Raw genomic sequence first — 22,593 nt, 5'->3', positions numbered from 1 at the left:
AGACGCGGTACTAGTTATAATTTACCATTACCTGATTGCTGCGCACCCGCGTGACAGGAAACAGCCTTCCCTTCCCCTGTACACTATACACAAAACGCAGCGTATCGCTGGCGGGCACATTGGTCAGGCCGCGTGTCGAGCCGCTGGCCCCTTCGATCGGCGTGCAGCGGGTGCTGGAACAGAGTTTTACCATCAGGCCAGCTGGCTGCGGGCCGGTCAGTTCGAAACGCCAGTAAATCACATTCATCAGGCCGGAAATCGGACCCGGCGGCGCAATCGGCGGCGATGATGCCTCCACGCCGCGATTACTTAACGTCACGCCGGTGGCGCTCCCCTGCCAGGCACCATCCGCCGCCAGGGTTGTCAGCGGCAACAGCAGCATCAACGCACAGAGTGAAAATCGCATTACTGACCTCCAATGGTTGCGGTCATACGGATATGGCGATTATCGCTCAGCTCCATATTCGAGAGCACCGCCAGCTGCGGCAGGTTACGGCGCAGGAAGCGCGCCAGCAACGCACGCAGCGGGTGATTAACCAACAGCACCGGCGGCGCGCCTAACATCTCCTGGTTTTGCAGCGCGCGCTGCGCCTGCTCCAGCAAACGATCCGCCAGACCCGGCTCCAGTCCGCCACCGCCCTGCAGCGCCTGCAACAGCAGACGTTCCAGCGTCGCGTCAAGACCAATCACCTGCACTTCGCCATTGCCCGGGAACCACTGCTGGGTAATGGCGCGGCCCAGCGCCACGCGTACCACCGTCGTCAGCTCATACGGGTCATTCTGTACCGGCGCATGTTCCGCCAGCGTTTCAATAATGGTGCGCATATCGCGGATCGACACACGCTCGGCCAGCAGATTCTGCAGCACCTTATGCAGCGTTGTCAGCGACACGATGCCCGGCACCAGATCTTCAGTCAGCTTCGGCATCTCCTGACTTACGCGATCCATCAGCTGCTGCGCTTCCTGACGGCCAAACAGCTCACTGGCATATTGACCAATCAGATGATTAAGGTGCGTTGCCACGACGGTACTGGCTTCCACTACGGTAAAGCCCTGAATCTGCGCCTGCTCTTTCAGCGCGCTGTCAATCCAGATCGCTGCCAGACCAAATGCCGGGTCAACCGTCGCTTCACCCGGCAGCGTACCGGAGGCCGTACCAGGGTTAATCGCCATCCAGCGCCCCGGATAAGCGTCGCCGCTGCCGATCTCAACCCCTTTCATCAGAATACGATAGCGGGCGGCAGGCAGATCCATATTGTCACGGATATGCACCACCGGCGGCAGAAAGCCCATTTCCTGCGCAAACTTCTTACGAATACTGCGGATACGTCCCAGCAGCTCGCCATCCTGCTGCTGATCCACCATAGGGATCAGGCGATAGCCCACTTCCATCCCCAGTGAGTCTTCCAGCTGCACATCGCCCCATGTCGCTTCAACCGTTGCGGCCGTCTCCTGCGCACGCGGCAACGGCTGCGCTACCGGCTTCGGCTGCATCTCGCGGCCACGTTGCCACCAGGCTAAGCCTAACAGCGCGGCGGTAAACAGCAGGAACACCAGGTTTGGCATGCCCGGCACCAACCCCAACAGGCCTAATACACCGGCGCTCAGCATCATTACGCGTGGATTGTTGAACAGCTGGGTCACCATCTGCTCGCCCACATCCTCATCGGTGCCGACGCGGGTAACAATCACACCGGCGGCGGTCGAGATCACCAGCGCGGGGATCTGCGCAACCAGGCCGTCACCGATGGTCAGCAGCGTATAGGTTTCCCCTGCGGTACCCAGCGACATTCCGTGCTGGAGCACGCCCACCAGCAGGCCGCCCACCACGTTGATAATCATGATCATGATGCCCGCGATAGCGTCACCACGAACGAACTTACTGGCACCGTCCATTGAGCCGTAGAAATCGGCTTCCTGGGTCACTTCTGAACGGCGCTTTTTCGCTTCTTCTTCGCCAATCAAACCGGCATTCAGATCGGCGTCGATCGCCATCTGCTTGCCCGGCATCCCGTCAAGTACAAAGCGCGCGCCCACTTCGGCGATACGTCCGGCACCCTTGGTGATAACCATAAAGTTAATGATGATAAGAATGACAAACAGCACTATACCGATGGCGAAGTTGCCGCCGACCAGGAAGTGGCCAAACGCCTCCACCACCTGACCGGCCGCCGCCGCGCCGGTATGTCCTTCCAGCAAAATAACGCGCGTGGAGGCAACGTTCAGCGCCAGGCGCAGCAGCGTTGAAAACAGCAGAATGGTCGGGAACGCGGCAAACTCCAGCGTCCGCTGGGTAAACATCGCTACCAGCAGCACCATAATCGACAGCGCGATATTAAAGGTAAACAGCAGATCGAGGATAAAGGGCGGCAGGGGCAGCACCATCATCGACAGGATCATCAGAATCAGCAGCGGGCCAGCCAGCACCTTCCACTGCGTATCTTTCATGTTACCCGGTAAGCGAAGTAAAGCGGCCAGATTAGCCATCAGTTCTCGTTTCTCCTGCAAAGTCCAGTTCAGCCGGCACCGGCAAACGTTGAGGTTTCTGCGGTATCAGGCCGCCCTCGCGCTTCCAGCGACGCAGCTGCCATACCCAGGCCAGCACTTCCGCTACCGCGCCATACAGCGCGCCTGGAATGTGCTGCCCAATTTCACTGTGACGATAAAGGGCGCGCGCCAGCGGCGGCGCTTCCAGTATCGGCACGCGATGTTCTTTCCCCAACTCACGAATCTTCAACGCCACGTCGCCCGCCCCCTTCGCCAACACTTTCGGCGCGCTCATTCTCTTCTCGTCATACTGCAGCGCGACGGAATAGTGTGTGGGGTTGGTAACGATCACGTCCGCTTTCGGCACGTCCGCCATCATGCGGCGACGAGCGGCTGCGCGCATTGCCTGACGGATACGGCCCTTAACGTGTGGGTCGCCTTCCATCTCTTTATATTCATCGCGGATATCCTGCTGCGACATGCGTAGTTGCTTGAAATGACTGTAGAGCTGCCAGAAGACGTCGAAGCCCACCATCGGCACCAGCCCCAACACCACCAGAAAACAGCATACGGCAACCATGCGCATGCCGTGCTCCAGCGCAACAAACGGAGCTTCGCTGACCAGGTGCAGCATCTCTGGCCAGCTTACCCAGATATACCAACCGGCCACCGAGCTCACCAGCACCGCTTTCATCACCGCTTTTAACAGCTCGGCCCAGGTCTGCGCTGACACCATGCGCTTCAGGCCGCTCAGCGGATTCAGCTTGCTAAACTTGAATGAAATGGATTTACCGCTCAGGACAATCCCGCCCAGCAGCATCGGCGCGGCGATCGCTACCAGCACCAGGCCCGCCATCATCGGTACCAGCGCCCATACCGCCAGCCCCAGCAAGCGACTGATGTGACGTACAATCTGTCCGGGGTCATTAATCAAATGATGATCAAAGCTAAAGCCGGAGGCGACCATCTCAGCCAGCTGACGCGCCATCGTCCCGCCGCCCATCCACAAAATCAGCAACCCCGCCACCAGCATCAGCAGAGAAGTCAGTTCGCGGGATCGCGGGATCTGCCCTTCTTTGCGCGCTTTCTCTAGTCGGTGGGGTGTGGGCGATTCTGTTTTTTCCTCGTCGCTACCTTCAGCCACGTTGATCACCTGCTCTGGAATGGGAATTACGCATAGCTTGCCAAACCCAGGCAAATTTAATGGGTGGAGTAACAGGGTTAAACAGGGGTTATTTCAGGGAATGGAAAAAGCAGGCCGACGATCGGGCGATCGTCGGCCTGTGCACAAGCAAAAGGGCTACCGCTCTGTTTTACCGAACGGCAGCCTTTAACTCAGAAGCCCAGACTATCGAGCAGGTCATCAACCTGATCCTGGTTCGCAACCACGCCAGGCGCGGCGGCATTGATTTGCGGACCGTTCAGCAGGCTGTTCTCTTCCCGCTTCTGACGCGCATTCGCTTCCGGCATATTCTCCAGCAGCACCATCAGCAGCTGGCGCTCAATTTCCTGGATCACATCCATCATACGCTTGATAACCTGACCGGTAAGGTCCTGGAAATCCTGCGCCATCATGATGTCGAGCAGTTGTGCGTTGGTAAAGGACGTGTGTTCCGGCACGGTAGCCAGATATTCGCGCGTATCCGAAACCAGCACGCGCGCATCCGACAGCTCGATGGGGTCCTCAAACCAGGCATCCCAGCGTGTCTTAAGATCTTTGGCGCCGCGCTCCAGCGCATCCTGGCGCGGCTGTGATGCTTCTACGCAGTTCAGCGCGCGCTCAGCAGCCTGAGCAGTCATCTGAACAACATAATCAAGGCGGTCGCGGGCGTCGGGAATCGCTTCCGCCGCCTCTGCTATGGCCTGATCCAGCCCCAGCTCACGCAGACTGTCACGCAGCATGCGCGTTAACGAGCCAATGCGTGTGATGATGTCCTGCGCCGATGCCGCGTCGGTCGCTGGTTTCGTAAGTTCGCTCATCACGTCTCCTTACATACCTAATTTTTCGAAGATCTTACCTAACTTCTCTTCCAGGGTCGCCGCAGTAAAAGGTTTCACCACATAGCCACTGGCTCCCGCCTGCGCCGCAGCGATGATATTCTCTTTCTTCGCTTCCGCGGTGACCATCAGCACCGGCAGCTTGCCCAGCGTGGCGTCGGCACGGATGGTTTGCAGCAGTTGCAGACCATCCATGTTCGGCATGTTCCAGTCGGAAATGACGAAATCGAAACCGCCAGCACGCAGCTTGGTCAGCGCGTCTGCCCCATCTTCGGCTTCTTCAACGTTGTTGAAGCCCAGCTCTTTTAGCAGGTTACGTACAATACGACGCATCGTATTGAAATCGTCCACCACTAAAAAGCGCATGTTTTTGTCAACCATATCTACTCCTGTGTTATCTCAACCCGCTGGACGGGCCTGGTTAAATACGCAATGCCTGTCCGGCGCTAATTTTGGCCAACATATGCTGGCTGATTTGGTGCAGATCCACCACTTCACTGGCTCCCCCGTAAGCAATTGCTTCACGGGGCATACCGAAAACCACACAGCTTGCTTCATTCTGCGCGATGGTCCAGGCGCCGGCGCGCTGCATCTCCAGCAGCCCGGCCGCACCATCATTGCCCATCCCGGTAAGGATGACGCCGACGGCGTTACGTCCGGCATGCTGCGCCACCGATTTAAACAGCACATCCACCGAAGGCTTGTGACGATTAACCGGCGGACCATCGTTCAGTTTCACCTGATAGTTAGCGCCGCTGCGCGCCAGCTCCAGGTGCATAGCGCCGGGCGCAATATAAGCATGGCCCGGCAGAATACGTTCGCCATCTTCCGCTTCTTTCACGGTGATCTGGCACAGCTTGTTCAAACGCTCGGCAAACGAGCGGGTAAAACCTGGCGGCATATGCTGCGTAATCAACAGCGCCGGGCTGGTCATTGGCAACGGTTGCAGCACATGACGGATCGCTTCGGTGCCGCCAGTTGATGCGCCGATGGCGATCAGCTTTTCACTACTGAGCAGCGGGCCCGCTTTCAGCATCACCGGCGCCGCCTGATTAAGGCGCGGCACCATACGGGCGCGCGCTGCGGCACGAATTTTATCGGCAATCATCTGGCTGTAAGCCATCATGCCTTCGCGAATGCCCAGCTGCGGCTTGGTAACGAAATCAATCGCATCCAGCTCCAGTGCGCGCAGGGTCACCTCCGATCCCTTCGCCGTTAGCGATGAAACCATCACTACCGGCATCGGGCGCAGACGCATCAACTTTTCCAGAAAATCGAGGCCGTCCATACGCGGCATCTCGACATCCAGCGTCAGCACCTGCGGATTGAACTGTTTTATCAAATCGCGCGCCACCAACGGATCGGGCGCCGTCGCCACCATTTCCATATCGGGATGACTGTTGATGATTTCTGTCATCAGTTGTCGCATTAGCGCTGAATCATCAACGCACATTACGGTGATTTTGCTCATGATCTTTCCTTAGTCAGCCCGTAAACCGTTTGTCCGCGCAGATAAAACTCTTTGCTTATCTGGCTGAAGTTTTCCGAGTGACCAGCAAACAGCAGGCCGCCGGGCTTCAGTAGCGGAACAAAGCGCCGCAGGATCTTTTCCTGAGTTTCTTTGTCGAAATAGATCATTACGTTGCGGCAAAAAATCGCATCAAACGGTCCGGGCAGCGACCATTCGTGCGCCAGCAGGTTAAGCTGGGTAAAGCTCACCATGCCTGCCAGTTCAGAACGCACCCGCACCATGCCGGAGTGTGGGCCGGTACCGCGCAAAAAGAAGCGCTGCATCTGCTGCTGCGATAGCGTGCGCAGCTCTTCCTGGCGATAGATCCCCGATGAGGCCTTTTCCAGGACCTGAGTATCGATATCGCTGGCATGAACCGTGAATTTGCCCGGGCCCGTGCCCAGCGTTTCCGCCAGCGTCATGGCGATGGAGTAGGGTTCTTCGCCGGTAGAAGCCGCGGTACTCCAGACGTTGTAGTTTCCCCCGCGCCGTTTGGCATGCTCGGCCAGAATCGGAAAATGGTGCGCCTCACGGAAAAACGCCGTCAGGTTGGTGGTCAGCGCGTTAATAAATGCCTGCCACTCGGCGCTGTTCTGATCGTTTTCCAGCAGGGCGAGATAACGTCCGAAGTCATCGATGTTCAACGTGCGCAGACGACGCACCAGCCGGTTGTAAACCATCTCGCGCTTATGGTCGGCAAGTACAATACCGGCACGCTGATAAATGAGCTGACTGATACGGCGAAAATGCGTATCAGAGAGAGGCAAGCGCTGAACCATCTGAGATAACAGCGTTGCGTTCTCGGGTGGTGCCAGTAATGTTGATTTCTTCATCCAGGTTCACCCAACAAAAAGCAGATAAAAGGTTAAAGGGCGCCGCTTCAGGGCGATAGCTTATGTGCATCTCGCCTGAATGCGCCGGTCTGGCAAGCAGCAGCGCAAACCGCGCCGCTGTTACTCAGACGAATTAGCCAGGCTACAAGCTAATCCGTGGCCGTTGCCGCTTCCTCTCTCAGCGCGGCATTCTGCTGTGTGACCCAATCTGGCTGGCGGCCATTGGTATGGCTCGCCATCATTTGAAGCTGGACAAGGACTTCCTGCTGTCAACACATCACTTATTGCCACTGCGCACTCAATCAGAAGGTTTCCCAGTTCTCATCCGTGCCGGTGGATTTGCGCGCTGCCGTTGTCGGCGTAGCGCTCTGCAGCTTTTTCGCTGCCGTATTAACGTTAACGGCGGCGGCGGCAAATTCTTTACGAATTCTGAACACGGCGACAGCCTGGCTGAGGCGGCTGGCCTGTTCTTCCAGCGTGGCAGCGGCAGTAGCGGACTCCTGCACCAGCGCGGCGTTCTGCTGGGTAACGCGATCCATCTCCGTCACCGCCAGGCCCACCTGGTCAATCCCGCGGCTCTGCTCGTCCGACGCCGAGGCGATTTCGCCCATGATGTCGGTTACGCGCGTTACCGCACTGACGATATCGCTCATGGTTTCGCCAGCGCTTTCCACCAGTACTGAACCGGTATCGACGCGGGCAACCGAGTCTTCAATCAGCGTTTTGATCTCTTTCGCCGCCTGAGCGCTGCGCTGCGCCAGGTTACGCACTTCACCGGCAACCACCGCAAAGCCACGCCCCTGCTCGCCGGCGCGCGCCGCTTCCACCGCCGCGTTCAGCGCCAGAATGTTGGTCTGGAAGGCGATACCGTCGATCACGCTGATGATGTCGGCGATCTTTTTCGAACTGCCGGCGATGTCATTCATGGTTTTCACCACGCCGTCCACCACCTTGCCACCCTTCTGTGCGGTTTCCGACGCGCTCAGCGCCAGCTGTGACGCCTGACGGGCGTTCTCTGCGTTCTGTTTCACCGTGGCGGTCAGCTCTTCCATGCTGGCAGCGGTCTGCTCCAGCGAGGCAGCCTGCTGCTCGGTACGGGAAGAGAGGTCATTGCTGCCCGCTGTGATTTCGCTTGCGCCGGTGTAGATGGCGTCTGAACCGTCGCGCACGTCGCTGACGGTGCGCACCAGCTCCTGCTGCATATGCTTCAGGCTGGCGGCCAGCTGGCTCATCTCATTGCGCCCTTCCACTTCAATCGACTGCGTCAGATCGCCTGCGGCGATATGACGAATATGCTCCATAGTGGTTTTCAACGGACGCAGCAGAATGTGGTGCATACCGGTCCAGACCAGCGCAACGATACTTGCCAGCACCAACAGAACGATGCCAATGATCCACAGCGCACGCTGATAGGCGCTCTCATTTTGTTCGGCACCGGCGGTCATAAAGGTGCTGGTGGTTTGTGCCCAGGTGTTATAAGCACTTTCAAAATCGTTCTGATAGCCCTGCGTCGGCTGGTCAACAAACCCTTTCAGGTTGCCTGCACCCAGCATCTGCACCAGCTCGGTTAACGCGTCATGCAGCACCTTATATTTTTCATTTACTGCCACCAGGTAAGCCATGTTTTTGACATCATCCGGCACTTCCTGTTGATAGGCGGCAAAGCTTTTATCCGCTGCTTCCAGCTGCTGATTGGCCAGCGCTACCAGCTCGGCAACGGTGCTGCCGCTGCCCGCATTATTGGCATCCAGCATATAGCGGATACCGGCGCGGTTAAGGGTATTACGCGCCTGAATCAATGCTACCCAGGCGGCGTTGAGATTGATCTGCTCACGCTGGATCTTCTGCGTAAGCATAAAATTTTGCCGATCCCCTTTCAGGGCATTAAAAAACAGCCCGCTTGAAGCAATCTGCAGTCCAGCGAATATCGTCAGCACCAGAATCAGTGCCGTCACAACTTTAATATGTTTAAACATAGTGAACCTTAAAGCGTGGTTGAATGAATGGATTTATCGGCACGCTTATCAGGATCTTTATCCTTATCTGAAATTAACCGCCGCCCACCCCTCTATCGCTCTGTAAATGTACGGTTCAGGGCGCTTTACTTTTCTGCACAGGGATGCCGTCACCGAACGGCATCCCTGGTTATGGTTATTTCGCAGATTCAGGGGTAAAAGAATTAAAAGGTTTCCCAGTTGCTGTCAGTAGCAGGGGCCGCTGCCAGCTTTGTTCCGGCAGGCTTGCTCAATACCTGCGTTTTCAGCGGCATTGAACGAGCAGCCTGCTCCTGACGCACTTTAAACACCGATACGGCCTGGCTAAGGCGGCTGGCCTGATCTTCCAGCGCGGCAGCAGCAGAGGCGGACTCTTCTACCAGCGCGGCGTTCTGCTGGGTTACGCGATCCATTTCGGTCACCGCCAGGCCCACCTGGTCGATCCCACGGCTCTGCTCGTCCGATGCCGAGGCGATTTCGCCCATGATGTCGGTCACGCGCGTTACCGCACTGACGATATCGCTCATGGTTTCGCCAGCGGTACCTACCAGCGCGGAGCCGGTGTCAACGCGGGAAACCGAGTCTTCAATCAGTGATTTGATCTCTTTCGCCGCCTGGGCGCTGCGCTGCGCCAGGTTACGCACTTCACCGGCAACCACCGCAAAGCCACGCCCCTGCTCGCCGGCGCGCGCCGCTTCCACCGCCGCGTTCAGCGCCAGAATGTTGGTCTGGAAGGCGATGCCGTCGATCACGCTGATGATGTCGGCAATCTTCTTCGAACTGCCGGCAATTTCGCTCATGGTTTTCACCACACCGTCCACCACCTTGCCACCCTTCTGTGCGGTTTCTGACGCGCTCAGCGCCAGCTGTGACGCCTGACGGGCGTTCTCCGCGTTCTGTTTCACCGTGGCGGTCAGCTCTTCCATGCTGGCAGCGGTCTGCTCCAGCGAGGCAGCCTGCTGCTCGGTACGGGAAGAGAGGTCATTGCTGCCCGCGGTGATTTCGCTTGCGCCGGTGTAGATGGCGTCTGAACCGTCGCGCACGTCGCTGACGGTGCGCACCAGCTCCTGCTGCATATGCTTCAGGCTGGCGGCCAGCTGGCTCATCTCATTGCGCCCTTCCACTTCAATCGGCTGCGTCAGATCGCCTGCGGCGATAGCTTTAATGTGCTGCATGGTTTTTTGCAGCGGCGCGAGCAGAATGTTCTGCAGGCCAAACCAGCAAAGTACAATCACAGTCACGACCAGCACCATAATGATGCCCAGGATCCACAGCATGATATTAAAGGCAGTTTCGTTTTCGGCGATACCTTTCGCTGACAGCTCTGCCTGCGCATTGCGCCATTCGGTATAGACCGCCTGGGTCTCATCCTGTTTCTGCTCAATATTGAGCTTAAACATCCCTTCCAGCTGCTTCGCTTCCAGCAGGTCGGTCATCTCAGATAACGTCTTGGCCAGCGTGGTATATTTTTCTTCCATACGCAGTGAAAGATTATTGTATTGCTCATCCAGGCCTGGCGTGTTTGGCAGCGACTTATATTCGCGGTAATGTTTTTCCGCTTCTGCCAGTTGCGCCCGGCTTTGCTGCACCAGTCCATCCAGTTTGCCGCCATTGATCTCGCTGGCCAGAGAGCTTTGCAGACGCAGCATGCCACGGTTAAGCGTGATACGCGTCTGGTTAAGCGCAATCCAGGCATCGGTCAACGCGGCGATGTTCTGACTGGACGTTTGTGAAACGTTAAAATTGGTTTTATCTTTATTTAGCGCATGGAAAAACAGCCCACCCGCCAGTAGCTGCATTACGCCAAAAATGACCAGCACGGCAATCAGGCTGGTCACCACTTTAATTCGCTTTAACATATTTACCCCTGGTATTAAGAAAATGACTACCAGTCAGTTATCGGCAAGGAAGGGGTAAGTTTTATTTATTGAACTAAAAAAAGCGGATGGAGTAATAAAACTGATGCCGCCGGGTGACGGCATCAGATAAGCAGATACAGCGGTTAAAATGTGACCCAATTATCTTCAGCAGCTTGCGCTTTGTCTTCCAGTCTGGTGTGAGTTTGTGTCAACATCAGCGATGTCTCCTGCGTCTCCATGCTGTTACTGCCGCCCGGCAGCGTAAACACCGCTACTGCTTTACCCAGGCGACTGGCCTGTTCTTCCAGCGCGGCGGCGGCGGCGGCGGATGCCTCTACCAGCGCGGCGTTCTGCTGGGTTACGCGATCCATTTCCGTCACCGCCTGGCTTACCTGTTCAATTCCACGACTCTGTTCATCCGAAGCGGCGGCGATTTCAGCCATAATATCGGTCACGCGTTTTACCGCGCTGACGATTTCATGCATGGTTTCACCTGCGCTGCTCACCAGCACAGAGCCGGTATCCACACAGCTGACCGATTCGTCAATCAGGTCTTTGATCTCTTTTGCAGCCTGCGCACTACGGCTTGCCAGGCTGCGTACCTCACCGGCAACCACCGCAAAGCCACGCCCCTGCTCACCGGCGCGCGCCGCTTCCACCGCCGCATTCAGCGCCAGGATATTGGTCTGGAAGGCGATGCCGTCAATCACGCTGATGATGTCGGCGATCTTTTTCGAACTGTGGGATATTTCGCTCATGGTGGTCACAACATTGTGTACCACCTTGCCGCCCTTCTGCGCCGTTTCCGATGCGCTCAGCGCCAGCTGCGATGCCTGGCGGGCATTATCAGCGTTCTGTTTCACCGTGGCGGTCAGCTCTTCCATACTGGCGGCCGTCTGTTCCAGGGAAGCCGCCTGCTGTTCGGTTCTGGATGCTAAGTCGCCGCTGTCGTGAGAAATGGTGGTGGCGCTATGATAAATAGTGTTCGCCCCACCGCGCACATCACTGACGGTGCGCCGTAAAGATTGTTGCATCTCACTCAGGCTGAGCGCCAGCTGGCTCATTTCGTTATGACCTTCAGCAGAGATGTCTTCCGTAAGATTGCCGCGCGTAATACGCTTGATATGTTCCATTGTGGACATCAGCGGCTTCAGCAAGATGCGTCGCAGCATGATCCACATTAAAACGGTACTGATAACCGACAGACATGAAATAAAAATGGATAGCCCGATTGAATACTCGTGATCCCGTTCGTTTATCGCGTTGGCTTCTTCAATCAGCGCATGATTTTTCATCAGCCAGTTTTCATAAGCCAGAATAAAGCGCTCCTGATATTGTATCGTGGGTTGCGCCAGCGCGCCCGCCATATCACCTTTATTTAACATCAGTCGCAGCTCGCTCAACGCCTGATGCAGCTGGTGGTACGCCGCGATAACCTCATCATTATCCTTCTCTTGCGACTGTTTTAGCGATTGCTGGAATTCATGGAATATCGCTTTTGCCTCATCCAGATTTTTTTTGGAGCTAACCCACATTTCCTGCGAGGAAGCAGCAAGGCTTTTATCTTCTTCCTGCAGCTTTAAATAAAGTGCATAGCGAACCAGGGTATTACGTGCCTTTAACAGCGTCGTGCCAAGATCATATAAGTGCTCTTGCTGCACGCGAATAACATGGTCAATTTCAACATTATGCTGATTTTTTTGCAGAGAGTAATAGAACAAACCGTTAGTTATTAATTGCATTAGGCTAAATAATGCCAGCACGGCATACAGCACCGTTACAATCTTTATATTTTTAAACATATAGTTCCCTTATTTCAAACACAAAAATAACAATTTGTGTAAAGAATCCGCTGTCATGGAGGGGTTTACTCCAGATATTCCGTTATTACTGCGGCTTTACCTGCAGCCGCGATTCACTGCTTTCTTCCCCCATCCGACGCGTTATTGTAAGTGACCGGTAATTGCAGGCCTTTCCGACACGGGCTAATCTGCAACAGCATTAATATGCAACTATTGATGAATAAGAAATTTCCCAAAGACATAAAAAAAGGGCGTCAGTATGACGCCCTTTTTTTATTGTGTCACCCCGTTACAATTTATCAGGTTTATTACCTGCCGGGGTTAACGGTATATTTTATGCGCTACGCAAAGTATCCATTAATGCCATTTCTTCACTGCTTAACAGCTTCTCAATATCTACCAAAATAAGCATCCGCTCACCCAGCGCACCAAGCCCTGTCAGGTATTCGGTAGACATGGTCACCGCAAATTCCGGCGAAGGACGAATCTGATCGGTCGTCAGCGACAGCACATCAGAAACGCCATCCACTACGATGCCCACCACGCGATGCTCCAGATTAAGCACAATAACCACGGTGTTATCGTTGTATTGAACGCCCGGCTGCGCGAACTTCACGCGCAGATCGATGATGGGTACAATCACGCCGCGCAGATTAGTTACCCCTTTGATAAACGCGGGGGTATTGGCGATACGGGTCACCTGATCGTAACCACGGATCTCCTGCACTTTCAGAATATCGATGCCGTATTCTTCGTCACCGAGCGTAAAAACCAGAAACTCTTGTCCGACGGTTTCACCGGCCAGTTTCGTTACATTTGCCATTCCAGTCATAGGTTTGCCCCTAATTGGTTACGTTTACGCGGCGCCGGCCACGCGCTTTTCGCGGTTTAATGATTGCAGTGCAGAGACATCAACGATCAGCGCAACGCTGCCATCGCCAAGGATGGTGGCGGCGGAGATGCCCGGTACTTTGCGATAGTTGCTCTCAAGGTTTTTAACCACAACCTGATGCTGGCCAATCAACTGGTCAACCAGCAAGGCGTAGCGTTTGCCCGCGCTTTGCAATATCACCACGATGCCCTGAGTCGCCTCGGTTTTCGCGCCCTGCACATCAAAAACGTTCCACAGCTCTACCAGCGGCAGATATTCACCACGTACTTCAAGTACGCACTCGCCACCCGCCAGCGGCTTCAGATCTTCTGCGCTTGGCTGAAGTGATTCCATCACCGCATTCAGCGGCAGGATAAATACTTCATCCGCGACGCGTACTGACATGCCGTCAAGGATCGCCAGCGTCAGCGGCAGCAGAATACGGATAGTGGTGCCTTTGCCCTGCTTCGAAGCGATCTCAACGTGGCCGCCCATCTCCTGGATGTTTCGTTTCACCACATCCATTCCGACGCCCCGGCCTGATACGTCGGTAACCTGCTCGGCGGTAGAGAAGCCAGGGGCGAAGATCAGCATGCCAACTTCTTCATCGCTCATCGCATCGCTGACCGGCAGGCCAGATGAGAGCGCCTTCGCCAGAATACGCTCACGGTTCAGACCGGCACCGTCATCAATCACTTCAATGCAGATATTGCCGCCCTGATGTTCCGCTGACAGGGTGAGATTGCCCACTGCGGTTTTACCGTTGGCAACACGCTTCTCGGGCGATTCAATCCCGTGGTCAAGGCTGTTACGCACCAGGTGCGTTAACGGATCGATAATGCGTTCGATCAGGCTCTTATCCAGTTCCGTTGAGCTGCCCAGCAGCGTCAGTTCAACTTCTTTGCCCAGCTTGCTGGCCAGATCGCGCACCAGACGCGGGAAGCGGCTGAAGACATATTCCATCGGCATCATACGGATCGACATCACCGATTCCTGCAGATCGCGCGCGTTACGCTCCAGCTGGCCCATACTGTTCAGCAGATCGCCGTGTGCAACCGGGTCAAGCGCACCAGAACGCTGCGCCAGCATCGACTGGGTAATCACCAGTTCGCCAACCAGGTTAATCAGCTGGTCAACCTTCTCAACCGCCACGCGAATACTGCTCGATTCGCTGGTTTTCGCCGGCGCGGCCTTTTTGGTTTCACGTTTTGCCGCTGGCACCAGTTCGGTGACCGTGGCTGGCGTCGCAGCAATCTCCGCTTCGGCCATAGTGGTCGGCGCAGCCGGTTCCGGTTCCGCTACCACAGGCGCAGGCGCAGAGGCTGCATCCAGGAAACTGATCTGAGATTCTTCAATGACAAAACAGAGCACCGCCACCAAATCATCTTTATCGATGGTGGTGTCGAGCGTGGCTTCCAGGCTGGTTTCCCCCTTCTGCACATTGCTAACGGTGCCGAGGTTGCTCAGCTCCTCCAGCAGCAGGGCCACTTCGTTCGGCTTGAGATCGCTCAGCTTCAGGCGCAGACCAGATGCAGCAGCAGGCGCGGCGGTAACCGGTTCGGCTTCAGCGGTTTTCGCTGGTGCGATCGTTTCGCCTTTTGCTTCCAGCGCCAGCTGGCGCAGAGCTTCGCAAATGTATTTAAAGCTTTCGGCGTCAGGCTCCTGACCCGCCTTATAGGCATCGAGCTGTTCCTGCATAATATCTTTGGTTTCCAAAAACAGGTTGATGATGTCAGTGCTGAGCTGCATTTCGCCCCGGCGCGCACCGTCCAGAATATTTTCCAGGATATGCGTGGTTTCCTGCAAAACCACGAAGCCAAAGGTGCCGGCCCCCCCTTTGATCGAATGGGCTGCACGGAAAATGGCGTTAAGCTGTTCCGAATCAGGCTCCTGCGGGTCTAACCCCAGCAGGTGTTGCTCCATGTCCGCCAATAGCTCGTCAGCTTCATCGAAGAACGTCTGATAAAAATCGCTGATATCCATGCTCACGGTTATCACCTCTGCTGTGAGTCGCGATCAGGCTGCGGCGTGCTGGCAGGAGCTGGCGGTAAATCGGTTACCGGCTTCTCCTGACTGACCGGCGCGGCCTGTGAAGGTTGAAGATCTGGGTTTATGACCGCAGCAGACGGCTGAGCCGGCGCGGTTATTTGTTTAATACTCTGTGGATCGCTTAGCTCTACAACGTCACTTTCGGCATTCTCTTTTTCGATTTGCGCCTGAGTGTCGCGATTTAGCACCAGCAGGCTGATGCGACGATTTATCGCCTCATTGCCGCCGCGGTTTTTCAGCCGCATGGTGTCGGACATGCCCACCACACGCAGCATTTTGCTACCATCCAGGCCACCCGCCACCAGCTCACGACGTGAGGCGTTAGCGCGATCGGCCGACAGTTCCCAGTTGCTGTAGCCGCGATCGCCCGTGGCGTACTGAAAATCATCGGTATGGCCTGCAAGACTGATCTTGTTTGGCAAATCGTTTAAAATCGGCGCAATTGCCTGCAAAATATCGCGCATATAAGGCTCAACCTGCGCGCTGCCGGTTTTAAACATTGGCCGGTTCTGGCTATCGATAATCTGGATGCGTAATCCTTCATCAACCAGATTAATAATCAAGTGCGGTCGCAGCGCTTTCAGGCGCGGATCGGACGCGATCAGCTGGTCGAGGCGTTCGCGCAGGCGGTTAAGACGGATCTCATCCAGCTTGCGTTTTTCCGCGTCTAGATCGATATGTTTCTGTACTTCCCCTTCCTTTCTGCTTGGATCGTCGCCGCCGCCGGGGATCGGGCTTTCACTGTCGCTACTGCGCTGACCGCCAGACAACGCCACTTTCAGCGGCGTCTGAAAATATTCTGCGATCTGCGTCAGCTGCTTGGGGTTTGCAACCGAGATCAGCCACATCACCATGAAAAACGCCATCATCGCAGTCATAAAATCGGCGTAGGCGATTTTCCATGAACCGTGACCACCCTCATGTTTTTTATGCTTGCGCTTTTTTACCACTACGATGGGGTGATTGTGGTTGTTCATGCGTCCTGGCCCGAATTCTGTTTACCGGCTGATTTCGCGTTGCGTACGTGCTCTTCCAGTTCGGTGAACGACGGACGCTCGGTGGAGTAAAGCGTTTTACGACCAAACTCAACGGCAATCTGCGGCGCATAGCCGTTCAGGCTGGAAAGCAACGTCACCTTGATGCACTGCATCATCTTGGTGTTTTCCGCACATTTCTGACGCAGCACTGATGCCAGCGGCGAAATAAAGCCGTAGGCCAGCAGGATACCGAGGAACGTACCGACCATCGCATGAGCAATCAGCTCGCCCAGCTCTGCCGCCGGACGGTCCGCCGAAGCCAGCGTGTGCACCACGCCCATCACCGCCGCCACGATACCGAAAGCCGGAAGCGAATCGCCCATCGCGCCGATACTTTGTGCTGGCACATCGCATTCATGCTCGTAGGTTTCGATCTCTTCATCCATTAGCGCTTCAATTTCAAACGCGTTCATGTTGCCGCTGATCATCAACCGCATATAGTCGGTAATAAAGTCCACTAACCTGTTATCGGACAGGATGCGCGGGTAATTAGCGAAAATTTCACTTTCTTTGGGATTTTCAATATCGCGTTCCAGCGACATCATGCCCTGCTGACGTGATTTGGCCATCAGACGATATAACAGCGCCATCAGGTCCATATACACGGCTTTATTATATTTAGAGCCGCGGAACAGCATCGGTAACGCTTTTAACGTTGCCTTAATCGCTTTGCCGTTATTGCCGACAATAAAAGCGCCAATACCGGACCCGCCGATAATCACCAGTTCGGAAGGTTGATAAAGCGCGCCCAGGTGACCGCCGACCATCATATAGCCGCCTAACACCGAGCCAACAACGAGGATATAACCCAAGATAACCAGCACAATAAATCCTTACGTCAGTAACGTGTTGGTGGAAGTTAAGCCAGAGAGCCGCAGGCGTTATTCGTCAAAGTGAGGACAAAAAAAAGCAGCGGTTAAAAACCGCTGCTGGATGCCTTTCACAGTGCGAACAAACTTAAACGGCGTGTTTAACCTGTTCATCCAGCAGTTGTGAATTGTTATCGGCAGCCTCTACCGAAAGTTTACGTCTTTTTACCGCACGTGACGGCGGCTGGCACAGGCTACAGGCAAAGCTGCCTGTTGGCTGATGCGCATGGTTGATAAAGCTTCCACCGCAGCATTTGCAGTCGGACAGTTCGAGCATGCCACTCTCAACAAAGCGCACCAGAGTCCAGGCGCGGGTCAACCCCAGCAGCGGGCCATCATCCGACTGCGGACACTGCTCAAGATACAGACGATACGCTTTAATAACCGCATCCACGCCGCTGGTGAGTTTGCTTTTCAGCAGAAACTTCCAGGCGTTACAGAACATCGATGCATGAATATTCTGTTCCCAGGTCATAAACCAGTCGGTAGAAAACGGCAGCATGCCTTTTGGCGGCGGACTGCCACGTAGCTCTTTATATAATTTGATTAAACGGCCACGGCTAAGCTGCGTTTCACTTTCCAACATTTGCAGGCGCGCACCCAGCGTAATTAATTCCATCGCCAGTTGAATATCACGCGCTTCCTGTACAATACTTTTTTCGCTCATTATACCGCCCTCTTTTTCGGCGCTTCATCTTTTGCAGCATCGCGTAATAAGCGGCTGGATAATAGAATACCTGTGTGGATTTGCTGCAAATCATCCACACGCGATTCCTGCGTCAGGCGGTTAATAAGATTGTGGTCGTTAAACCGAAACTGACATACTAACTGGTTAGTTTCCGCTAATTTAACCATTTCCGGCAGCGTTAACTGCGACAAAGTATCAGCCATTGACTCATCGATACCCAAACGGAACATTGCAGAGGCTTTTTCCTGGTTAATTAAACGTTGAGCAAGCAGCAAATATGACAAGTTGATATCGTAAATATGTTTTAATAATTCGGATGTACCCATTTTTTTCCCATCCTGACTAACACTACTTTTAACTGTGCGGAATGGTTACCGCATTCTTGGTTGCTGGCTGGTAAATCTAAAGATGGCAAAAAATCAGCGGCAGAAGCCAAACATTTTCTGAACGTTTTCACATCCCATCGGGCTACTGAGTCAGTAATAGTCATAACACCAGGCCATGCATTACTTGAGTTGTTGCTGTCTTCCGTGACGTTCGCTTACATTTTTTTAAGATAATTCCGAAAGCAGTGCAAATGTATCCCCTCTGATTTCGACATACAACGAGCGATCGGTAAAATTTTAGATAAAGTGTGATCCACGTCACACTTTTAACGCAAATTCCCAAAAAAAATCCATCAGTAACGCTTGTGAATAGTTCATTACACCAGCAAAAAAGCCCCTTTTTGCTAAGTTTTTAGCTTCCTGTTAACAAACTCGCATCAAAAGGTTGCTTTTTGCTCAGATTGCATCTCGAAAAAGAAAAATGTGCTGTTACGCAAAATTAACATCCATCTATTTTTGTAAACACCATATTTAATACTGGATCGGGCATGATGAACCCGTTGTGAAATTAATCACTTAGGGTAATTGTTTCGTACGAAGTGGATTGAATCAGCAGGAGTCAAGAGGTCGGATCACCGCTTTATGGCAACGGTTCGTTAACAGTGAAGCGTCATTGTATAGAGCATAGCAAGAGGTGTAACGAGCTGTTACATAAGGAATATGAATGATTTTATGCAAAGACGGAGGGTAGTGATCTACTATCGGCACGGATAAGCGGTTCTTTATCAATAAACGCGGTTTTTTTCGCAAATAGCTCGCAACTGCACAAAAAACAGTCTGTGCACACTGCTTTGCGCGTTTTTTCGTTCAGGCTATTAATAAGCGGGAATGCATTATTTTATGCGGGATTCAGGCGTTTTTACAGGTAGCTTATTTCAGCCTCTTCAGGCGTAACGGCTGAGTAAACGGCGGCAAAAAGAGAAAACGCATCAACCTCCCTGTCGATGCGTTAGCTTAATCAGGCAAGACGTTGAAAGGTTGCGACCTTGTTGTCCGTCTTACCATCTTCAGAGCGCGGCGTAATCGCGCGCAAATCCTGCAGGAAGTTTTCACGCCATGCGCTAATATCGTTTTTGCGCAAGATAGTCATCATGTCGTTATAGCGAGAAATACGCTCGGTACGTGACATGGTTAATGCCTTATCCAGCGCCGCCGCCACTTCATCGCGATCGTAGGGGTTAACGATCAGCGCCGAGGTCAGCTCGTTTGCCGCACCTGCAAAGCGCGACAACACCAGTACACCCGGATCTTCCGGGTCCTGTGCGGCAACGTACTCTTTAGCCACCAGGTTCATGCCGTCACGCAGCGGCGTAATCAGCGCAACGTCGGTCAGGCGGAAAATTTTCATCAGCAGACGGCGATCGAAATGCTGGTTCAGATAGTAGAGCGGCGTCCAGCCCAGGGTGCCGTATTTACCGTTGATGCGCCCTGCTTCCGTCTCCAGCTGGTGACGAATGTCCTGATACGCCTGCACATCGCCGCGTGAAGTGGGCGCGATCTGTGAATAGCGAATTTTGCCGCGATGCTGCGGATAGTTCTCCAGCAGCGCTTCGTAAGCCAGAAAACGTTCCGGCAGGCCTTTGGAGTAGTCCAGGCGCTCACAGGCGATAATGTTCTTCGCATCGCCCAGTTCACGTTTCATTGCCGCCATCTTCGGCGGCAGCGGACCCTCTGCCATCTCTTTGATGCTGTCCGGCTCGATGCCGATTGGATAGACCTCGGTAGCAAAAGTATTGCCAAAGGCACGATGCAGTTTCGGCCCTTGATGCTGAACCTGGGTCAGCATCGCCATGCACTCCAGGAAAGCCTGGCGATCGTTTTCTGTCTGGAAGCCCAGCAGATCGTAATCGCTCAGCATTTCCAGCAGCTCTTTATGCGGCGGCAGCGCGTTGAAGATTTCTGGCGTTGGGAAAGGAATATGCAGGAAGAAACCAATCCGGTTATTTACCCCGCGCTTACGCAGCTCGGCAGCAAACGGCAGCAGATGGTAATCATGAATCCACAGAATATCGTCTGGTTCGATCAGCGGCAGCAAACGTTCTGCCAGCAGCTCATTCACATGACTATAGCCGTCCCACGCTTCACGCTGGAACTGCACTAAATCGAGACGGTAATGGAAAGCAGGCCAAATAACGGTATTGGAGAACTGGCAATAGTAGAGATCGTAATCGTTTTGATTCAACGGGAAAGAGGCGTAGGTAATGCCTTCCTGTTTAACAATGTCGATCTCTTCACTATCTTCTTCACCAATGGCGCTGATCTCTCCATTCCAGCCGAACCATAATCCACCGGTCGTTTTCAGTGCATCCAGGATACCGACCGCCAAACCGCCAGCGCTGGCTTTTGATCCATCTGGTACAGCGATACGGTTAGATACGACTACTAAGCGACTCATAACCTTGACTCCTTACCGACGTTGTCTTGTCTTGATCTAATTGTAATTTGATTTGCTCCAGCCAGGCATAGACCTCACTTACCCCTTTCAGGCGAAAGTGCGCCTCGCTTGAGCCTTCACCAACTTTTACGGATATGCCCTGCAGCGCGTTAACCGCGCGAAATCCTTTTTCATCCGTTAAATCATCACCAATAAATACCGGAATACGTCCGGCAAACGGCGCTTCTCCCATAAATGCTTTGATCGCTTCGCCTTTATCCACACCCTGTGGCTTGATTTCCACTACACATTTACCCGGCTGCAGCGACAGCGTCGGATAATGTTCAACCAGCTTTTGAGCCAGCTGCATGACCTCATCTTCATACTGCACGGCGCGACGATAGTGCAACGCAAACGCCATGCCCTTGGTTTCCAGCTGTGTACCCGGCCACTGCGCCATGGCATTGTGCAGGGTATCGCTCAATTCCTGGCCCATCGAGGCTGGCAGAGAAATACGATGCAGTTCGCCGCTGGCGTCGCGTCGTTCCGCGCCATGTACGCCAGCTGCCGGCACCTGCAACGGCGCGGCCAGCATATCCAGTTCATGAATGGGACGTCCTGAGACCAGCGCCAGTGCGCCCTCGCTTAATCGTGAAAGCGTCAGCAGCGTTTCTCGTACCGGCTCAGGAATAAAAGCTTCGTCGGGACGCGACTGGATCGCAGCCAGCGTACCGTCAACATCAAAGAAGAATGCATAGAGGCCGCCGCTCAGGGAAGGTAATACGTGGTTTTCTACTGCTACGGTTGTCACACTCTTCCTCCTGCCCGGATTAACACGTTTAACCAGCCGGATAAGGCCCTGGGGTTAACGCGCTTAGAAATTTTTGATGCAGCAAAAGGATAACGAAACTGGGCAGGTTTACAGCGCGGCTGGATGAGACAAGTGGCACAATGCTGGATAGCTAATGATGGCGACTCTCCCGGGTTGACCTGTTACCTGGCCGGCCCTGAGCCGACTGCCCATCTCGCATCACTTTATGCGGACATCGTACCAAACCAGTATAGTCATCAATTCCGGCTTCGCCAGGAATGTACGAATTTTCAGAACAGACTGAATTTTGCAAAAAAAGGTGGACTTAGCCGGTTTAACAGAGCGGGTCCTCTATGGGATCTACCAGTTCCGGCTGTTGATGATGCGGATTGCCTACTGCCCGGCTGACGGGATGCCAGCTAAACTGCTGCGCATCCAGCGCTGCCTGCCCGGCCAGCTCGCCAGCGCGCTGGGCGGAGGTATCAGGATGCAGCCATTCGCTTACCGCCTGCGCTTCCAGCACCAACGGACGCCTGTCGTGCAGATCAACCATGCCGCGATCGCTGGCTGCGGTGATAATCACAAACCCTTCTTTTTCCTGCGGACGTGCATAGGGCGCATGACCTATCGCCGCGAAAAACAGCGGCTGGCGCTGGCGATGATAGATGTAGTAAGGCTGTTTCTTTTCGCCCTCACGTTTCCATTCATACCAGCCATCCGCCATCACCACGGCGCGCCCGTGCTGCCATAGCGGACGAAACATTTTGCTTTCTGCCGCCGTTTCTACGCGAGCGTTGATCAACGGCGCCTTATGCCACCAGGGCGGCGCATAGCCCCAAAATACCGGATCGAGATGCAGCGCATCGTCACGGTGATTCAGCAGCAGCACATGACTGCCGGGCGCAACGTTGTAGCGCCCGATCGGCTGCTCATCCCAGGCGATATTGCGTTCTGCCTGGCCTTCAAGCGCTGACAGCCAGGCTTCGCGTGATTGAATTTGAGTAAAACGTCCGCACATAGCGCCT

At 54.4% G+C, this 22,593-nt stretch carries 18 protein-coding genes and 1 pseudogene; all 19 read right to left on the bottom strand.

The window, feature by feature from the left end:
- Positions 1-10: 10 nt before the first annotated feature.
- Positions 11-406 carry a flagellar protein FlhE gene (gene flhE, locus B1H58_RS15860; protein WP_085071436.1) on the bottom strand — a complete coding sequence of 132 codons (396 nt, stop codon included), beginning with the start codon at positions 404-406 and terminating at the stop codon, positions 11-13.
- Positions 406-2,487: a flagellar biosynthesis protein FlhA gene (flhA, locus tag B1H58_RS15855; RefSeq protein ID WP_085071435.1), complete on the bottom strand. Its 2,082-nt coding sequence runs from the start codon at positions 2,485-2,487 to the stop codon at positions 406-408. Before flhA ends, flhE begins: the two co-directional genes overlap by 1 nt.
- Entirely contained in the window at positions 2,480-3,631 is a 1,152-nt protein-coding gene (gene flhB / locus B1H58_RS15850) for a flagellar biosynthesis protein FlhB (protein ID WP_085071434.1), read from the bottom strand. The genes flhA and flhB overlap by 8 nt, the downstream gene beginning before the upstream one ends.
- A 191-nt stretch (positions 3,632-3,822) precedes the next feature.
- Positions 3,823-4,467, bottom strand: a complete 645-nt coding sequence (gene cheZ, locus B1H58_RS15845; RefSeq protein WP_085071433.1) for a protein phosphatase CheZ — start codon at positions 4,465-4,467, stop codon at positions 3,823-3,825.
- Positions 4,468-4,476: 9 nt separating this feature from the next.
- Positions 4,477-4,866 (bottom strand): chemotaxis response regulator CheY, encoded by a 390-nt coding sequence (cheY, locus tag B1H58_RS15840; protein ID WP_085071432.1) that lies wholly within the window; start codon positions 4,864-4,866, stop codon positions 4,477-4,479.
- Positions 4,867-4,906: 40 nt separating this feature from the next.
- A complete protein-coding gene (locus B1H58_RS15835; RefSeq protein ID WP_085071431.1) occupies positions 4,907-5,956 on the bottom strand; it encodes a protein-glutamate methylesterase/protein-glutamine glutaminase in 1,050 nt (349 codons plus the stop codon).
- Positions 5,953-6,828, bottom strand: a complete 876-nt coding sequence (gene cheR / locus B1H58_RS15830; RefSeq protein ID WP_085071430.1) for a protein-glutamate O-methyltransferase CheR — start codon at positions 6,826-6,828, stop codon at positions 5,953-5,955. Before cheR ends, B1H58_RS15835 begins: the two co-directional genes overlap by 4 nt.
- A gap of 302 nt (positions 6,829-7,130) precedes the next feature.
- On the bottom strand, positions 7,131-8,804 hold the full coding sequence (locus B1H58_RS15825) for a methyl-accepting chemotaxis protein (protein WP_085071429.1): 1,674 nt from the start codon (positions 8,802-8,804) through the stop codon (positions 7,131-7,133).
- Between the two features lie 203 nt (positions 8,805-9,007).
- Positions 9,008-10,681, bottom strand: coding sequence for a methyl-accepting chemotaxis protein (locus B1H58_RS15820; RefSeq protein ID WP_085071428.1), 1,674 nt, complete (start codon positions 10,679-10,681; stop codon positions 9,008-9,010).
- 143 nt (positions 10,682-10,824) lie between these two features.
- Positions 10,825-12,483, bottom strand: a complete 1,659-nt coding sequence (locus B1H58_RS21205) for a methyl-accepting chemotaxis protein (RefSeq protein ID WP_085071427.1) — start codon at positions 12,481-12,483, stop codon at positions 10,825-10,827.
- Positions 12,484-12,817: 334 nt separating this feature from the next.
- On the bottom strand, positions 12,818-13,315 hold the full coding sequence (gene cheW, locus B1H58_RS15810) for a chemotaxis protein CheW (RefSeq protein ID WP_085071426.1): 498 nt from the start codon (positions 13,313-13,315) through the stop codon (positions 12,818-12,820).
- Positions 13,316-13,339: 24 nt separating this feature from the next.
- Positions 13,340-15,337, bottom strand: coding sequence for a chemotaxis protein CheA (gene cheA / locus B1H58_RS15805; protein ID WP_208615361.1), 1,998 nt, complete (start codon positions 15,335-15,337; stop codon positions 13,340-13,342).
- Positions 15,338-15,348: 11 nt separating this feature from the next.
- Entirely contained in the window at positions 15,349-16,380 is a 1,032-nt protein-coding gene (gene motB, locus B1H58_RS15800) for a flagellar motor protein MotB (protein ID WP_085071424.1), read from the bottom strand.
- A complete protein-coding gene (gene motA, locus B1H58_RS15795) occupies positions 16,377-17,264 on the bottom strand; it encodes a flagellar motor stator protein MotA (RefSeq protein ID WP_085071423.1) in 888 nt (295 codons plus the stop codon). The genes motB and motA overlap by 4 nt, the downstream gene beginning before the upstream one ends.
- Before the next feature lie 133 nt (positions 17,265-17,397).
- Positions 17,398-17,976, bottom strand: coding sequence for a flagellar transcriptional regulator FlhC (gene flhC / locus B1H58_RS15790; RefSeq protein ID WP_085071422.1), 579 nt, complete (start codon positions 17,974-17,976; stop codon positions 17,398-17,400).
- Positions 17,976-18,323 (bottom strand): flagellar transcriptional regulator FlhD, encoded by a 348-nt coding sequence (gene flhD, locus B1H58_RS15785; RefSeq protein WP_085071421.1) that lies wholly within the window; start codon positions 18,321-18,323, stop codon positions 17,976-17,978. Before flhD ends, flhC begins: the two co-directional genes overlap by 1 nt.
- Before the next feature lie 1,018 nt (positions 18,324-19,341).
- The gene (gene otsA, locus B1H58_RS15780) at positions 19,342-20,778 is read right to left on the bottom strand and encodes an alpha,alpha-trehalose-phosphate synthase (RefSeq protein WP_085071420.1); all 1,437 of its coding nucleotides are present in this window, start codon (positions 20,776-20,778) and stop codon (positions 19,342-19,344) included.
- Positions 20,775-21,568 (bottom strand): annotated as a pseudogene (gene otsB, locus B1H58_RS15775) (trehalose-phosphatase). Before otsB ends, otsA begins: the two are co-directional and overlap by 4 nt.
- A 334-nt stretch (positions 21,569-21,902) precedes the next feature.
- Positions 21,903-22,586 (bottom strand): SOS response-associated peptidase family protein, encoded by a 684-nt coding sequence (locus B1H58_RS15770; RefSeq protein WP_085071419.1) that lies wholly within the window; start codon positions 22,584-22,586, stop codon positions 21,903-21,905.
- Positions 22,587-22,593: the final 7 nt, after the last annotated feature.

Source organism: Pantoea alhagi, assembly GCF_002101395.1.
GTDB classification, from domain to species: domain Bacteria; phylum Pseudomonadota; class Gammaproteobacteria; order Enterobacterales; family Enterobacteriaceae; genus Mixta; species Mixta alhagi.
Note: the sequence above shows the minus strand (reverse complement) of the source record. Positions and strands in the feature narration are given on the sequence as shown.

Coding starts and splice junctions, on each gene's coding strand:
- otsA (WP_085071420.1), bottom strand. CDS start 20,778: ATGAGTCGCTTAGTAGTCGTATCTAACCGTATCGCTGTACCAGATGGA.
- flhA (WP_085071435.1), bottom strand. CDS start 2,487: ATGGCTAATCTGGCCGCTTTACTTCGCTTACCGGGTAACATGAAAGAT.
- cheR (WP_085071430.1), bottom strand. CDS start 6,828: ATGAAGAAATCAACATTACTGGCACCACCCGAGAACGCAACGCTGTTA.
- cheA (WP_208615361.1), bottom strand. CDS start 15,337: ATGGATATCAGCGATTTTTATCAGACGTTCTTCGATGAAGCTGACGAG.
- B1H58_RS15825 (WP_085071429.1), bottom strand. CDS start 8,804: ATGTTTAAACATATTAAAGTTGTGACGGCACTGATTCTGGTGCTGACG.
- cheY (WP_085071432.1), bottom strand. CDS start 4,866: ATGGTTGACAAAAACATGCGCTTTTTAGTGGTGGACGATTTCAATACG.
- B1H58_RS15770 (WP_085071419.1), bottom strand. CDS start 22,586: ATGTGCGGACGTTTTACTCAAATTCAATCACGCGAAGCCTGGCTGTCA.
- flhE (WP_085071436.1), bottom strand. CDS start 406: ATGCGATTTTCACTCTGTGCGTTGATGCTGCTGTTGCCGCTGACAACC.
- cheZ (WP_085071433.1), bottom strand. CDS start 4,467: ATGAGCGAACTTACGAAACCAGCGACCGACGCGGCATCGGCGCAGGAC.
- flhC (WP_085071422.1), bottom strand. CDS start 17,976: ATGAGCGAAAAAAGTATTGTACAGGAAGCGCGTGATATTCAACTGGCG.
- motB (WP_085071424.1), bottom strand. CDS start 16,380: ATGAACAACCACAATCACCCCATCGTAGTGGTAAAAAAGCGCAAGCAT.
- cheW (WP_085071426.1), bottom strand. CDS start 13,315: ATGACTGGAATGGCAAATGTAACGAAACTGGCCGGTGAAACCGTCGGA.
- flhD (WP_085071421.1), bottom strand. CDS start 18,323: ATGGGTACATCCGAATTATTAAAACATATTTACGATATCAACTTGTCA.
- B1H58_RS15835 (WP_085071431.1), bottom strand. CDS start 5,956: ATGAGCAAAATCACCGTAATGTGCGTTGATGATTCAGCGCTAATGCGA.
- B1H58_RS15820 (WP_085071428.1), bottom strand. CDS start 10,681: ATGTTAAAGCGAATTAAAGTGGTGACCAGCCTGATTGCCGTGCTGGTC.
- B1H58_RS21205 (WP_085071427.1), bottom strand. CDS start 12,483: ATGTTTAAAAATATAAAGATTGTAACGGTGCTGTATGCCGTGCTGGCA.